This window comes from Flintibacter porci (assembly GCF_041925195.1).
Classification (GTDB): Bacteria; Bacillota; Clostridia; order Oscillospirales; family Oscillospiraceae; genus Lawsonibacter; species Lawsonibacter porci.
In genome coordinates, this window is sequence record NZ_JBHEVB010000005.1 from 225,172 (window position 1) to 240,197 (window position 15,026).

A 15,026-nucleotide genomic window follows, 5' to 3' on the forward strand; every position below is an offset into this window, starting at 1 on the left:
CTCCGGGGGCGGATAGGGTCAGTCCTCGGTGTGGAGCATCCAGACAAAGCCGTAGGGGAACAGCTCCACACGGCCCAGGTCGTCGAAGTCGCCGCCGTATACCAGCTCCCGGTAGGGACCCTGCTCCCAGGAGGAGGCGGTGACAAACTGGTCGCTGAAGTTGAACATGGCGATGAGCTTGCGGCCCTGGTACCAGCGGCCTACGCCCAACACATGGGGGCAGCCGGTGTCAAAGGTCCACACGTCGGCCCGGGCGTCAAAGGCGGGCTCGTCGGCGCGGATCTGCTCCAGACGGCGCAGGCCCATAAACTGCTTGCCCTGGCGGGTGGTCTCGTCGCGGCGCATGTGGGCCAGATCCCACTGGAAATTGCCCCGGTGGATGTAGCGGCTGTCGTCCCACTTCTCGCCGTCGTGGTGGTAGGAGTAGTCGTTGAGCTGTCCCACCTCGTCGCCGCTGTACAGCACGGGGATGCCGCTCTGGGTGAGCATCCAAGCGTGGAGCATCAGGTCGCAGGCGATGGCACGCTCCAACTTGAAGGGATTCTTCTCATAGTCGGCGGCCTCCACCCCACACAGGGAGGCGGTGGTGCCGCACAGACGGGCGTCGCCCAGGCGGGGATCGTCGTTATAGAGCTCGCCCCGGCTGTCGCTGCCCGGCCACTTGCCGGTGAACCAGTCGTTGAGATACTTCTTGTGGGTCACCTCATCAGTGCCGAAGTGCTCCTTGAGCCAGGGGTAGTCCAGACCCCAGCCGATGTCGTCGTGGCAGCGCAGGTAGTTCAGGAACAAAAAGTCCCGGGGCAGGGCGCACACGGTATCCATCTGGTGGCGCAGCAGGGATACGTCCCCGGTGGCCAGCGTGTGCCAGGTGGTGGCCATGGTAGTCACATTGTAGAGCATGTGGCACTCAGGCTTTTCCGGGGAGCCGAAGTAGGGGACCACCTTGGCAGGCTCCATGACCACCTCGCCCAGCAGCAGCACGCTGGGGCAGACGATCTCGCACACCATGCGCATCATGCGCACCAGAGTGTGGACCTGGGGGAGGTTGCGGCAGGTGGTGCCCAGCTGTTTCCAGATGTAGGGGACCGCGTCCAGACGGATCACATCGATGCCACGGTTGGTGAGGTAGAGGAGGTTTTCCGTCATGTCGTTGAAGACCACGGGGTTGGCGTAGTTCAGATCCCACTGGTAGGGGTAGAAGTTGGTCATGACCACCTGCTTGCAGTCATCCAGCCAGGTGAAGCTGCCGGGGGCAGTGGTGGGGAACACCTGGGGGACCGTCTTCTCAAACTCGTGGGGGATATCCCAGTTGTCGTAGAAGAAGTAGCGCTCCCGGTAGCCCGGCTCTCCGGCACGGGCCTTGCGGGCCCACTCGTGGTCCTCGCTGGTGTGGTTCATCACAAAGTCCAGGCACAGGCTGATGTCCTTCTCCCGGCAGGCGTCGGCCAGAGACTCCAGGTCCTCCATGGTCCCCAGCTCGGGCTGAACCCGGCGGAAGTTGGACACGGCGTAGCCGCCGTCGCTGCGGCCCTTGGGGCTCTCCAGCAGGGGCATCAGGTGCAGATAGTTGACGCCGCACTCCTGAATGTAAGGCAGTTTCTCTTCCACACCCTTCAGGGTGCCGGCAAAGGCGTTGGTGTAGAGCATCATGCCCAGCAGATCCCGGCGGCGGTACCAGTCGGGATCGTTTTCCCGGCGCTGGTCCTGCAGGCGCAGGGCGTCCTTGCGCTGGGCCCAGCAGCGGCGGAGCATCTGGACAAAGTAGTCAAAGGCGGCCATATCGCCGTGGTAGAGCTCGCAGTAGAGCCACTTGAGCTCGTCGTAGCGGCTGTCCAGACGGCGCTGGAAGGCGTCGGGGTCGGGATGGACGGGAGCGGGCTGCTCGGCCTGAGGCTCTTCGGCCTCCTCGGCAGTTTCTTCGGCCTCGGGTTCCTCGGCCTCTTCGACGGTCACTTCGGCCTTGGGTTCCTCGACCTCTTCAATGGTTTCCTCGGCCTGGGGCTCCTTGACCGCTTCGATGACCTCTTCGGTATTGGAAAGAACCGTTACAGGCTCCTCCACAGGAGCTTCCGGTGCCTTGGCAGGAGCGGGCTGGACGGCCTCTTTCTGGTCTTCTGCGGGGGTGAGCTCTCCCACCGGGATGGGGATGGCGGGGATCTTCAGCCAGCCGTCCCCCTCGTCGGCCTGGCGGATACGCCAGGTGCGGGCGGGGATGACGCTCCAATTCTTAAACCCGTTCATATCAAGGGCCTCCTTACTGAATTTCCGCCAGGGTGGGCATGGCGGGGATGGCTCCGCTGCGGGAGCAGGTCACCGAGGCAGCGCGGTTGGCAAAGGCCAGGATCTCCTCCAGCTCCTGGGTGGTCAGGCCCTCCAGGGGCTTGTCGCCCCGGGCGACCAGGCGGCTGAGTACCGCACCCAGGAAGGTGTCGCCGGCGCCGTTGGTGTCGGCTACCTTGGTGGGGACTCCGGGCACCAGACCGGTCTTGCCCTGCCAGCGGTAGAAGGAGCCCTTATCTCCCAAAGTGATGAGCACCAGGCGCACGCCATCCGCCTCCAGACGGCGGCTGCCCTCCTCGGGGTCGTTGGTGTCGGTCATCAGAGCCACTTCTTCGTCGGAGAGCTTGATGAGGTCCACCAGGGGCAGGGGAATACGCATCCACTGCTGGGCCTCGTCCTGGGTTTTCCACAGGGAGGCGCGGTAGTTGGGGTCATAGCTCACCAGCACGCCCTTCTGATGGGCGTGGCGGGCGGCAAAGATGGTGGCCGAACGGGACAGTCCGGCAGTCAGGCTGACCGAGCCGAAATGGAGCACTTTGCTCCCCTCCAGCTGGCGCACGTCCACCTCGTCGGGGGACAGATTGCAGTCGGCGCCCCGCATAAAGCGGAAGGAGCGCTCCCCGGAGGGGGAGACGGTGACTACTGCCAGGGTAGTGGCTCCCTCGTCGGTGCGCAGGCCGGCCACGTCCACCTGGTTTTCCTGCAGCACGCTTTTCAGATAGTCGCCGAATCCGTCTCGTCCGATCTTCCCTAAAAAGGCGGTGCGGGCGCCCAGACGGGCGGCGGCCACGGCTACGTTGGCGGGCGCTCCTCCCGGGTTGGCGGCGAAGATGGGCACTCCCTGTTGGTTTGTCCCGGTCTGGGTCAGGTCGATGAGCACTTCTCCAATGGTGGTGAGATCCGTCATAGCGGTCCGCTCCTTCTTGATAGAATTGAAAAAAGTTGAAATCGATTACAAAGGTAATATAGCACAAACGGCTCCCGGGTGCAATGGGGACCACCCTTCGCCGTTTCAACAAAAATATATTCAAAAATTTGGTTGATCAGACAATGGGTATGGTTTGTTACTGTTTTTCAAACAAGAAAACAATTGAAATTTTCTTCCCCCCATGATACCTTGTTGATAGGAATGTTGGTTTGCCTGTCCGGGCGGCCCGATTTTTGGGTTTGAGAGGAGACAGCTTATGCCTTTGGAAGAGTATCATAAAGCGATGCGCCAGGGTCTGAAGGAGGAGAAGGAGGCCATTGCCCGGGGAGAAGAACCGGGTCTGCGGGTCCTGCCTGAAAATCCGGATACCCTGGCGGTGCGGCGGGAATCTCTGGGTGTGGTGGAGATCCCCAGCGAACTGATTGACGGTACCTGCAATGATCTGCGGAAAAATGCCTTCTCCCGGGGCTTTTACCCCGTGCTCCAGGAGGAGAGTGAGTTTGCCCACAAGTGGTCTAACCTGTGCAAGGCCCACCTGGAGGAGGGCATCCGGGACCCCATCAAGGCGGTGGAGTACCTCAACCACTTTTACGTGGTGGAGGGCCACAAGCGGGTGAGCGTGCTGAAATACTTCGGCGCCATCTCCATCCCCGGTGTAGTTACCCGGCTGCTGCCCAAGCCCTCGGACGACCCGGAGGTGGTGGCCTACTACGAGTTTCTGGATTTCTACCAGATGACCGGGTTGAATTTTGTAGTCTTCAAGCGGCCGGGGGAGTACCGGGAGCTGCTCCAGGCTCTGGGCCGCACCAACCGGGAGGCGTGGAGTGCGGAAGAAATTTATGCCTTCCGCTCCTTCTACTATATGTTCCGGGATGCCTGCTACCGGGATAACGCCGACCGGCGGTATATTTCGGTGGCACTGCTGGTCTATCTGAAAATTTTCGGCTATCAGCAGTCCCGCAACAAGCTCTCCTCGGAGATCGGGAAAGAGCTGGTGAAGATCCGCCCTGAGATCCTCAACCGGCTGGAGAATGCAGGAGCGACTCTGGTGCTGGAGGACGCGGTAAAGAAACCACTGTTCTCCTTCTCCACCACGGGAAAGATCTGCGCCGCCTTTATCCACGGCGGCTCGGCGGCTACCTCCAAGTGGGTCTATAACCATGAGTATGGCCGCTACCTGCTGGGCAACACCATGGGCGACCAGGTGCGCACCCTCTCCTATGAAAACGTGCTCACCGACGAGCAGGCCGATGAGGCCATCGAGGATGCGGTGAAAAAGGGTGCGGACATGATCTTCACCACCACCCCCAAGCTGCTGCTGCCCAGCGTGAAGGCGGCGGTGCTTCATCCGGACGTGAAGATCCTCAACTGTTCGCTGAACACCGCCTACCCCTCGGTGCGCACCTACTATCCCCGCCTGTATGACGCCAAATTTATCAAGGGAGCCATTGCCGGTACCCTGGTCCAGGATGGGCGCATCGGATATGTGGCCGACTACCCCACTTACGGAAGCATCGCCGGCATCAACGCCTTTGCCCAGGGAGCGCGGATGGTCAACGCCAACGCCCGGGTCTATCTGGAGTGGGCCAACCTGAAGGAAGGCGGCGGCGTAGAGCGTCTGCACGAAAAGGGGATCGTGTATATCGACCACCTGGACCGTCTGGCCGCCAATACCGGCAATGACATGCACGGCATGCACAACCTGGCGCTGATCCAGTGCCACTGGGGACGGCTGTACCGCAGTCTGGTGCGCCGGGTGGTGGAAGGAAGCTGGAAGCAGGAGGAGCGAGGCAGCAGCGCCATCAGCTACTGGTGGGGCATGACCCAGGGAATCGTAGGTGTATTGTGCTCCCGCCGTCTGCCCATCGGCACCCGCCGACTGGCAAGCGTGCTCCGGGACGCCATCCGGGAGGACCGGCTGGACCCCTTCTACGGCGTGCTGATGGACCAGCAGGGCCGGGTGATCTATGGGGATGACGCGCCTCTGCCTGCCGATCAGATCCTGTCCATGAACTGGCTGTCCGCCTATGTGGAAGGGCGCATCCCCGCCTTTGATGAGCTGACCCTCAAAGCCCAGGAGCTGGTGAAGCTCCAGGGAATCCAAGGCCTGGAGGGAAGCGTTGACCCATGAAGATTCTGGTAGTATCCGACTGCGAGTCCCGGTATCTCTGGGACTACTACACCCCGGACAAGCTGGAGGGAATTGACCTGATCCTCTCCTGCGGGGATGTGAAGGCCAGCTACCTCTCTTTTCTGGCCACCTTTGCACACTGTCCTGTGCTCTATGTCCGGGGCAACCACGACGACCGCTATGAGCAGGAGCCGCCTCTGGGCTGCATCTGCATTGATGGAGACCTCTATGAATACAATGGACTGCGCATTTTGGGCCTGGGAGGCTCTATGCGCTACAACAATGGGGTCAACCAGTACACCGAGAAGGAGATGAACCGGCGGGTGTGGCGGCTGCTGCCCCGGATCATGCGCAAGCGGGGCTTTGACATCCTGCTGACCCACGCGCCGGGAAAGGGGATGGTGGACTGCCACGATCTGTGCCACACGGGCTTTGAGACCTTCAACAAGCTGCTGGACAAGTATCAGCCTGCCCTGTTTCTCCACGGACACACCCACCTCAATTACGGACGAAATATCCCCCGGGAGAGCCGCTATGGGCAGACCCGGGTAGTAAACGGCTACGAGCGGTATATTTTGGAATTATAAGGGTCCATTTGGCCGCGGCAGAGCATTACGCGTATATGCGCAGAGCTCTGCCGCGGCCTTTTCAAGGGCATGAAAGACATGGAAAAACAACATATTAACAAGTTTATGGGGCGGCACATCCTTGGAACCCGACAAAATGACAGGAAGAACTGGATGCACATTTGTTTTTTTAGGCGTGTTGCCTTGTTTAAAACGGCAAAAACTGACGATTAAAACTGTGAAACCATACGAAAGTTGTGAAATCCGCACAAAGAATGACAAAATGTATTTTGATATATACAGAAATAATATTAAAATCGCTTTTGGACATATTTGAAAAACTTGCTTCCATTTTCAGCCGATATGGAAAGATGCTACACTAATTTCGTCAAAACCGCAGTACGCGGAACTGGGAGCGCGGATCCGGTGCAGCGATGTGCCTGGGAAGGGGCATACAGCCGGTCCTCCTCCACACCATTCCATGTGTTGAAAGGAGAAAAAACATGAAACATCTGAAACGAACCGCCCTCGTCCTCATGGCTGCTGCCATGGCCTTCACCGCTACCGCCTGCGGAAGCAGCGGCGGCAGCGACGCCGGCAACGACGGCAAGCTGACCATGCAGATCTGGACAACTCCCAGCGCGAGGCCATGCAGGCCCTGGCCGATGCCTACCACGAGCAGAATCCCGATGTGACCATCGAGGTCCAGGTCACCAGCTGGGACGAGTACTGGACCAAGCTGGAGGCCGCCGCCGGCTCCGGCAACCTGCCTGACATCTTCTGGATGCACACCAACCAGATCCTGCTGTACGCCGACAGCGGTATGCTGGCCGACGTCACCGACCTGTATGACGATGACACCTACTCCCACTACTCCGACATCTCCATTGCCAACACCCAGGGCTCCGACGGCCGTATGTACGGCGTGCCCAAGGACAAGGACACCGTCTGCCTGGTGTACAATAAGGAGATGTTCGACCAGGCCGGGGTCGCTTACCCCGACGAGAACTGGACCTGGGATGATCTGACCGAGGCCTCTCAGAAGATCTACGACGCCACCGGCAAGTACGGCTACATGGCCTACTGCGACGAGCAGCTGGGCTACCCTGCCTCAGGAATACTCCTCCTGCGGCGTAGGCGACTTCCGTGTGCCCAGCGTGGAGGCTACCTGCGGAAAGGGAAGCCGCACCGTGGATCTGCGCTATGTGGGCCACACCGTCCGGGAAGGAAAGTATGCCCTGGAGGGGCTGCCCGCCTTCTACGATGAGGGTGTGACCGCCCAGACCCTGTCTGTGGAGCTGCGGGACAGCTGCACCGGCCTGGAGGTTGAACTGCTGTACGGCGTGCTGGAGGAGTACGATCTGATCACCCGGGCTGTACGGGTGCGCAATGGGGGCGAGAGCCCCATGGAGCTGGAGCGGGTATCTTCGGTATGCTTGGACTTCCCCGTTGGTGAGCACGACCTCATTACCCTGGGCGGCGCTTATGCCCGGGAGCGGGAGCCGGTTCGGATGCCTCTGACCCAGGGGGTCCACACCGTAGGCAGCGTCCGCGGTACGTCCAGCCATCAGCAAAATCCCTTTGTGGTGCTGTGTGACCATGAGACCACCGAGGATGCCGGACGCTGCTGGGGCGTGGCTCTGGTCTACTCCGGCAGTTTCCAGGCCAACACCGAGTATACCCAGTTCCACGAGACCCGCCTGACTCTGGGGATCAATCCCTTCCACTTCCGTTGGAAGCTCCAGCCCGGCGAGTCCTTTACCACCCCGGAGGCGGCCATGGTATTCTCCACCCAGGGACTGGGCCACATGAGCCGTCAGCTCCACCGGGCCATCCGTCTCAACCTGTGCCGGGGTCCCTGGAAGGACCAGCGCCGGCCCATCCTCATCAACAACTGGGAGGCCACCCTGTTTAACTTTGACGCAGAGAAGATCTGCTCCATTGCCAAGGCAGCCAGCCAGGTGGGCGTGGAGATGATGGTCATGGACGACGGATGGTTCGGTAAGCGCAATGATGACTTTGCCGGTCTGGGCGACTGGAACGTGAACCAGACTAAGCTTCCCGGCGGCCTGGGCCCCCTGGCCCACCGCATCGAGGAGATGGGCATGAAGTTTGGTCTCTGGGTGGAGCCGGAGATGGTCAATGAGGACTCCGACCTCTACCGGGCCCATCCCGACTGGGCCTTCCAGGTGCCCGGCCGTCCCATGACCCGGGGCCGCTCCCAGCTGGTGCTGGATCTGACCCGGGCCGAGGTGCGCCAGTACATTATGGATAACCTCCGGGCCACTCTGAACAGCGCCCCCATCTCCTACATCAAGTGGGATATGAACCGCAGCCTCACCGACGTGTGGAGCGCCGCCCTTCCCGCCCAGCGCCAGGGCGAGGTGTACCACCGCTATGTGCTGGGCGTGTACGAGATCCTGGAGATGCTCCATCAGGAGTTCCCACAGGTGCTCATCGAGGGGTGCAGCGGCGGCGGCGGACGCTTTGACTGCGGCATGCTCTACTACACCCCCCAGATCTGGTGCAGCGACAACACCGATGCTATCGAGCGCCTGCGCATCCAGTATGGTACTTCTTTCTGTTATCCCTGTGCAGCGGTGGGCGCCCATGTGTCCGCTGTGCCCAACGGCCAGACCGGCCGCAGCGTCTCCATGCACACCCGCGGCGTAGTGGCTGCCGCAGGTACCTTTGGCTATGAGCTGGACCTCAACGAGATCACTTCTGAGGAGATGGAGGAGGTCCGCACCCAGATCCAGCATTTCCGCAGCTGCTGGGACCTGGTGCTGCGGGGCGACTACTACCGCCTCAGCAATCCCTTCCGGCAGGAGGCCTTCAACGCCTGGATGCATGTCTCCCCGGATAAGAGCCGCGCTCTGGTGGGCGTGGTCATGGGGGTGGGACACGCCAACCCCATTCGTCCCCTGCTGCGGCTGAAGGGACTGGACCCCAATGCGGACTATAAAGTCAACGGCGAAGTGTACGGCGGCGATCAGCTGATGTACGGCGGCCTGGCCCTGCCCATCCTGCAGGAGTATCAGGCGCTGCAATTTGATCTGGAGCGTGTTTGACTCATTTTGAGAGGAGAATGACCCATGGACCAGGGACGCTTTTCTGTGTTTCCCCATGAAAATTTTGTAGACCTGTTTTTGGTGCAGTTCGGCTGGGAGCAGTGCGAGTCCCTGTATTCCTATGGGCCCCATGTGCGCAACAACTACCTCTTCCACTACATCATTTCCGGGAAGGGACACCTGGAGGTGCGGCAGCGGGACGGCTCCGTTCGGACCTATCCTCTGCGGGCCGGGCAGGGCTTCCTGATCTGCCCCAACCAGGTGACTACCTACTGTGCCGACGAAAAAGACCCCTGGGCCTACACCTGGGTGGAATTTGGCGGAGTCCAGGCCCAGTACCGGCTGACCCTGGCCGGGCTGGGGGAGGACCAGCCGGTCTACACCCCCATCCAGCCCGACATGTCCCAGCCGGTGAAGGATGAGCTGCTGTTTATTGCCAACCACGCCCAATTCTCGTCCCTGAAGCTGATGGCCCACTTCTACCTTTTCCTGGACGCTCTGATCGACAGCTCCTCCTCCAAGCAGCGGGTGCGGGGCCTGTCCCAGCAGGGCTTTTACATCCGGGAGGCCATCCACTTCATCGACCAGTACTACCGGGATGACATCCGCATCGAACAGATTGCCAGCTTCTGTGGTCTCAACCGCACCTATTTCAGCCGCCTGTTCAAGGAAGTCATGGGCCAGACGCCCCAGGAGTACCTGGCCCGCTACCGGGTGAACAAGGCCATGGAGCTCATGCGAAACACCAACATGAGCATCGGAGAGGTGGCCAGTATGGTGGGCTATCCAAACCAGCTGTACTTCTCCAAGGTGTTCCGCAAATATCAGGGCCTGCCCCCTCGGGTATGGCGCCAGGAGGATCTCATGGCCCTGGAGAAAAAACAGAGCGCCGAGCAAAGCCAGCCCAAGGCGCCCAAGGTCCGTAACTAAGGAGGCACCAGATGTTTTTCAATCCCAATGATTTTCGCCGCCGCCAGGAGCGCACCGGTCCCTCCGGATTGCTGGAGATCTTCTCCCGGGAGTGGCTGACCATTGTAAAGGTGGATGCCCTCACCTGCCTCTCCCTGGTGCCTCTGGTCACCCTGCCCCCCGCGCTTTTGGCCATGAACCACATGGCCCGGAGAATGGCGGAGGACCGCAGCGTCACCGTCCGGGAGTTCTGGCAGTCCTTGCGCGCCAACTTCTGGCGCTCGTATCCCACCTTCTTCCTGGCGGTCCTTCTGCCTGTCATCTCCCTGTGGTCCAGCTTTTTCTATGCGGGCCAGGCGGTAGGAAACTGGATCCTCTTTTTGCCGTGTGTGTTTTCTGTGTTTGTGTTTGTGGTGTCCCTTCTTATGTCGGCCTATCTCTTTCCTCTGGCCGCCTCAGGGATGCCGCTGGGCCAGGCGGTGCGGCAGAGCTTTGCTCTGGGCTTTGCCCGTCCGGGCCAGGCGCTGATGTGCGCTCTGCTCAACGACTGTCTGGCCGTTCTGGCGATCGGATTTCTTCCCTTCAGCATTCCCTATTTCCTGCTGGGCGGACTGATGTTCCCCTGTGTGGCAGGTCAGGTGATTGTGCGTCCAGTTCTGGACCAGTTTTGTCCTGACCTGGAGGGAGAGGAAGAAGAGGAGTTTTAAGGCAATAAAAAACTGGCAGCTCAACGAGCTGCCAGTTTTTTTGCCTATTTTCAATTACAAATAGTTTATTTGCTGCGCTTCAATACTTCCAGGACGAAATTCCACAGGCGCTGCACGGAAGAAATGCTCATGCGCTCCCGGGGCGTGTGGATCTCAAACAGGTCGGGACCGATGGACACACAGTCCAGGCCGGGCAGCTTGCCGGCGAAAATGCCGCACTCCACGCCGGCGTGGATGGCCTCGATGCGAGGCTCACGGCTGTACTGCTCCCGGAAGACGGCAACCAGGCGGTCACGCAGGGGGGAGTCGGCCAGATACTCCCAGCCGGAGTACTCGCCGAAGAACTCCACGCTGCCGCCCAGCTGCTCCATCAGGCTGGACAGACGGGCCTTGAGCATCTCCTTCTGAGAGTCCACCGAGCTGCGTACGCAGAAGGAGGCACGCACCACGGAGTCCTCAGTGGTCAGAATGCCCAGGTTCAGAGAGGTCTGCACCAGGCCGGCGATGTCGGCGCTCATGACCTGAACCCCGTTGGGCAGGCAGGTGAGCATGCACAGCACCTTCTTGGTGGAGGCGGCGTCCATGGCCTCGCCTTCGCCGGCGTCCTCCACGGATACGGCTACGTTGGGATCGGTGACCCGGTACTCGGCGGCAAAGTGAGCGCCCATCTCCTGGGCGGCGGCCTTGGCAGCGGCGGCGTCAGCCACCAGCACCTGAGCCTGAGTCTTGATGGGAATGGCGTTGTCCTTCAGACCGCCGTTCACAGCCACAATGCGCATTTCAGTCGCTGCGGCCACAGCCTGAAGCAGACGGCCCATGAGCATGTTGGCGTTGGCACGGCCCTTGTGGATCTCCGTGCCGGAGTGGCCGCCCTGCAGGCCGCTGATGGTAATGGTGAGGGCGCTTCCCTGGAAGGGAGCACGGGCGATGGGCAGCAGGCAGGTGGTTACATTGCCGCCGGCGCAGCTGACGGTGAACACGCCCTCTTCCTCGGAGTCCAGGTTCAGCAGCTGGCGGCCCTTCAGGGGAGACACGTCCATGGAAACAGCGCCCAGCATGCCGATCTCCTCGTCCACGGTGAACACGGCCTCCAGGCGGGGGTGGGGGATGTCCTTGGCGTCCAGAATGGCCAGAGCCATGGCTACGGCGATGCCGTCATCGCCGCCCAGGGTGGTGCCCTTTGCGGTGACAAAATCGCCCTCCACCATCAGGTCCAGACCTTCCTTGTCCATATCCTTGGTGCAGTCATGCTCCTTCTCACACACCATGTCCAGGTGGCCCTGGAGGATGATGGCGGGGGCATTCTCATAGCCGGCAGTGGCCTCTTTGATGATGATGATGTTATTGTCCTGGTCCTGATAGTGATCCAGGCCGCGCTCCTTGGCGAAGGCCACACAGTAGTCGCTGATGGCCTTGGTGTTCCGGGAGCCGTGGGGAATGGCGCACAGATATTCAAAGAAGCGGAATACGCTCTTGGGTTCCAGGTTGGATAGTACGTTCATAGCTGCATACTCCTCTCGTGGCAGATTTATTTCCTCAGGCGGTAGCGGCCGTTGGAGACCTTCTCCAGCAGCAGCTGTTCCACCATGTATTGGGCTAATTTGGGGGCAAAGGTCTTGGGATTTTGTACCATCGCTCTTTGCCGGGACCAGAACTGACCGGCCTTTACGCCGGTGCAGAGCTGGGCCATCTGGGAAAGGGTGATCTCCTCATTTTTCTTGAGGTAGTTTACCACCTTTCCCGCACTTTTACTGAGCAAAATGCGTTCCAGATCGGCGCTTTGGGTGTAGCTCTTTTTCAGACCCCACACATACAGCACCGCGATGACCACGGCAAAGGCCAGAATGCCCAGAATGGTCTCCAAGGTATTCATTCCTTCACCTTGTCCTTTCCGCGAAACAGGATAAACTCGTTGTTGCGCAGGATCTGCATATATTTTACCAGTCGATCATAGAGAGGTTCGGCCTGGTCGCCGAACTGTTCCTTCAGCTGCTGGGCCAGCTGACCCACCGTGCGTTCGCCGTTGATCCGCTTCCACAGAAAGCTGCCGTATTCGTCCAGCTTGATGTGGCTGACTCGGGGCGTGTGGAAGACCTTCTGGGCGATGGTAGCGTAGAAGCCCCGGTGGACCATATGGATGGTGACGACGCCGTCCTCGCCCTCGCTCCAGTCATTTTTGGGGTTGATAACGGGGATGAAATCCAAATAGTTCTCGCTCTTTTTCTTGGCCATTTCGTTTCTCCTCATGGATAATAACCCAAACCGGGCTGCATACCAAAGTATACAGCCCGGCTGGGGAAAAAACAAGAATTACTTCTTCTTGCTGTCCTTGGTGGCGAAGAGATAGATGGTGAACAGGATGACGGCAAAGCAGATGAGACCGCCGATGTTGCCGATGCTGAAGACCTCGCCGAAGTTGATCTTGTCGCTGACATACAGGGTCTCGCCCTTGGCGTTCAGGCCAGCGGGGATGATGGCCAGCACGGCCAGCAGGATGCCCACGATACCCTCGCCGGCGATGAGGCCGGAGGAGTACAGCACGCCGGACTGCACGGTGTTGGTCTTGTCCTTCTCGGAGGCATACTTACGCTTCTCCAGGAACCAGCGCAGAGCGCCGCCCAGCATCATGGGCACGGACAGGTAGATGGGCAGATACAGGCCGATGGCGAAGGGCAGCACGGGGATGCCCAGCACCTCTACCACGATGGCGATGAACACGCCGGCGAACACCATGTTCCAGGGCAGGTTGCCGCCCATAACGCCCTCGACGATCATCTTCATCAGCATCGCCTGAGGAGCGGGCAGGTCGTTGGAGCCGTAGCCGCCCCAAGCCATGCTCAGCAGGTACAGGATAGCGCCGATGGCCACGGAGGAAACCGCAACACCGATCAGCTCGCCGATCTGCTGCTTCTTGGGGGTAGCGCCAACCAGGAAGCCGGTCTTCAGGTCCTGAGAGGTATCGCCGGCGATGGCAGCGATGACGCAGATGATGCCGCCGATGACGATGGCAGCGGTCATGCCCTCAATGCCAACGGTGCCGGTGGCCTTCAGCAGCATAGTGGAGATGAGCAGGGTAGCAATGGCCATGCCGGAGACGGGGTTATTGGAAGAACCAATGAGACCCACCATCCGGGAGGACACGGTGGCAAAGAAGAAGCCGAAGACAATAACGATCAGGGCGGTGAACAGGTTCAGGGGGATAGCAGGAACCAGCCACAGAACGATGGCCACCAGAAGCACGCCCAGCAGAACCACCTTCATGGACAGGTCCTGCTCGGTGCGCAGGGTGCTGACGGTACGGCCCTTACCGTAGTCGCCCATGGCGTCCTTGAAGGTGCGGACGATCAGAGGCAGAGACTTGATGAGGCTGAGCACGCCGCCGCAGGCCACGGCACCGGCGCCAATGTAGCGCAGGTAGTTGCTCCACAGGGCGGACACTCCCTTGGCAGCCACAAGTTCGTTGATGGTTTTGTCAACCACGGGGAACATGACAGCGTCGCCGCCGAACAGAACCATCAGAGGCATGATGACCAGCCAGCCCAGGATACCGCCGGCGAACAGGTAAGAGGATACCTTGGCGCCGCAGATATAACCCACGCCGGCCAGAGCAGGCAGCACGTCGATGCCCACACCGGAGCCCTTGTAAGCAGAGATATCATAGGTGATCTCGCTGGGGAAGATCTTCAGGCCGTCAGTAATGAACTTGTAGACGGCAGCAATGCCCAGACCGGAGAACACGGTGGACGCCTTGGCGCCGCCCTCTTCACCGGCGATCAGAACCTCGGCGCAGGCCTGTCCCTCGGGGTAAGCCAGCACGCCGTGCTCCTTGACGATCAGAGCGCTGCGCAGGGGGATCATCATCAGCACGCCCAGTACGCCGCCGCACAGGGCAATCAGGCCGATCTCCACCAGGCCGGGAGCGTTGCCCATGCCTTCCTTGGCCCACATAAACAGAGCAGGCAGGGTGAAGATGGCACCGGCGGCCACGGACTCACCGGCGGAGCCGATGGTCTGCACCATGTTATTTTCCAGGATGGAATCACGCCGCAGGATCTTGCGGATGACGCCCATGGAAATAACAGCCGCGGGGATGGATGCGGAAACGGTCATGCCTACGCGCAGTCCCAGGTAGGCGTTGGCGCCGCCAAAGACGATGGCCAGAATAGCGCCCAACACAATGGAAACCACGGTAAATTCCGGCATCACCTTGTCCGCGGGGACATAGGGTTGGAATTTTTTCTCTTCCACGATGTTTCTTTCCCTTCTTTTATTTTCGCTGCCAGCTCCACCCCTCTCTCCGGCTTGCGCCAGGATGGAAACTGCTTTTGCAGCTAGTTTACTATTTTACGTTTTTTTCACCTGTTCGTCAAGCTTTTTGTCTTTGTATGACGCACAAATGCGTACAAAAATAATGGGCAGCTGGGAATGGGTCCC

Annotated in this window: 12 protein-coding genes and 1 pseudogene; 7 read left to right on the forward strand and 6 right to left on the reverse strand. The window is 60.2% G+C overall.

The window, feature by feature from the left end; translation table 11 throughout:
• Window positions 1–18: 18 nt before the first annotated feature.
• Together ACEVJL_RS07365 and ACEVJL_RS07370 are read right to left on the reverse strand one after the other, a co-directional pair.
• Window positions 19–2,241, reverse strand: a complete 2,223-nt coding sequence (locus ACEVJL_RS07365; RefSeq protein ID WP_374737350.1) for an amylosucrase — start codon at window positions 2,239–2,241, stop codon at window positions 19–21.
• Between the two features lie 13 nt (window positions 2,242–2,254).
• Entirely contained in the window at window positions 2,255–3,187 is a 933-nt protein-coding gene (locus tag ACEVJL_RS07370) for a carbohydrate kinase family protein (RefSeq protein WP_374737351.1), read from the reverse strand.
• A gap of 277 nt (window positions 3,188–3,464) precedes the next feature.
• On the opposite strand from ACEVJL_RS07370, the gene ACEVJL_RS07375 reads away from it, so the two are divergent.
• From ACEVJL_RS07375 to ACEVJL_RS07405, 7 genes and pseudogenes are all read left to right on the forward strand, one after another.
• Entirely contained in the window at window positions 3,465–5,339 is a 1,875-nt protein-coding gene (locus tag ACEVJL_RS07375) for a BMP family ABC transporter substrate-binding protein (RefSeq protein ID WP_302667188.1), read from the forward strand.
• Window positions 5,336–5,926: a metallophosphoesterase family protein gene (locus tag ACEVJL_RS07380; RefSeq protein WP_008981594.1), complete on the forward strand. Its 591-nt coding sequence runs from the start codon at window positions 5,336–5,338 to the stop codon at window positions 5,924–5,926. The genes ACEVJL_RS07375 and ACEVJL_RS07380 overlap by 4 nt, the downstream gene beginning before the upstream one ends.
• Before the next feature lie 482 nt (window positions 5,927–6,408).
• Window positions 6,409–6,600, forward strand: a complete 192-nt coding sequence (locus ACEVJL_RS07385; RefSeq protein ID WP_374737352.1) for a hypothetical protein — start codon at window positions 6,409–6,411, stop codon at window positions 6,598–6,600.
• Window positions 6,555–6,929: pseudogene (locus ACEVJL_RS07390) on the forward strand (extracellular solute-binding protein); the annotation flags it as partial. The gene ACEVJL_RS07385 and the pseudogene ACEVJL_RS07390, both read left to right, overlap by 46 nt.
• A gap of 82 nt (window positions 6,930–7,011) precedes the next feature.
• On the forward strand, window positions 7,012–8,976 hold the full coding sequence (locus tag ACEVJL_RS07395) for an alpha-galactosidase (protein ID WP_374737373.1): 1,965 nt from the start codon (window positions 7,012–7,014) through the stop codon (window positions 8,974–8,976).
• A gap of 24 nt (window positions 8,977–9,000) precedes the next feature.
• Window positions 9,001–9,906, forward strand: coding sequence for an AraC family transcriptional regulator (locus ACEVJL_RS07400; RefSeq protein ID WP_008981599.1), 906 nt, complete (start codon window positions 9,001–9,003; stop codon window positions 9,904–9,906).
• Between the two features lie 11 nt (window positions 9,907–9,917).
• Complete coding sequence (locus ACEVJL_RS07405) at window positions 9,918–10,592, forward strand: DUF624 domain-containing protein (RefSeq protein WP_374737353.1); 675 nt, start codon at window positions 9,918–9,920, stop codon at window positions 10,590–10,592.
• Between the two features lie 65 nt (window positions 10,593–10,657).
• Here ACEVJL_RS07405 and ACEVJL_RS07410 read toward each other — a convergent pair whose 3' ends face one another.
• The 4 genes from ACEVJL_RS07410 to ACEVJL_RS07425 form a co-directional block, all read right to left on the reverse strand.
• The gene (locus tag ACEVJL_RS07410; RefSeq protein ID WP_374737354.1) at window positions 10,658–12,094 is read right to left on the reverse strand and encodes an aminoacyl-histidine dipeptidase; all 1,437 of its coding nucleotides are present in this window, start codon (window positions 12,092–12,094) and stop codon (window positions 10,658–10,660) included.
• A gap of 26 nt (window positions 12,095–12,120) precedes the next feature.
• The gene (locus ACEVJL_RS07415; RefSeq protein ID WP_374737355.1) at window positions 12,121–12,465 is read right to left on the reverse strand and encodes a hypothetical protein; all 345 of its coding nucleotides are present in this window, start codon (window positions 12,463–12,465) and stop codon (window positions 12,121–12,123) included.
• The gene (locus tag ACEVJL_RS07420; RefSeq protein WP_235395534.1) at window positions 12,462–12,824 is read right to left on the reverse strand and encodes a PqqD family protein; all 363 of its coding nucleotides are present in this window, start codon (window positions 12,822–12,824) and stop codon (window positions 12,462–12,464) included. Before ACEVJL_RS07420 ends, ACEVJL_RS07415 begins: the two co-directional genes overlap by 4 nt.
• Window positions 12,825–12,902: 78 nt before the next feature.
• On the reverse strand, window positions 12,903–14,840 hold the full coding sequence (locus ACEVJL_RS07425; RefSeq protein ID WP_374737356.1) for an OPT family oligopeptide transporter: 1,938 nt from the start codon (window positions 14,838–14,840) through the stop codon (window positions 12,903–12,905).
• Window positions 14,841–15,026: the final 186 nt, after the last annotated feature.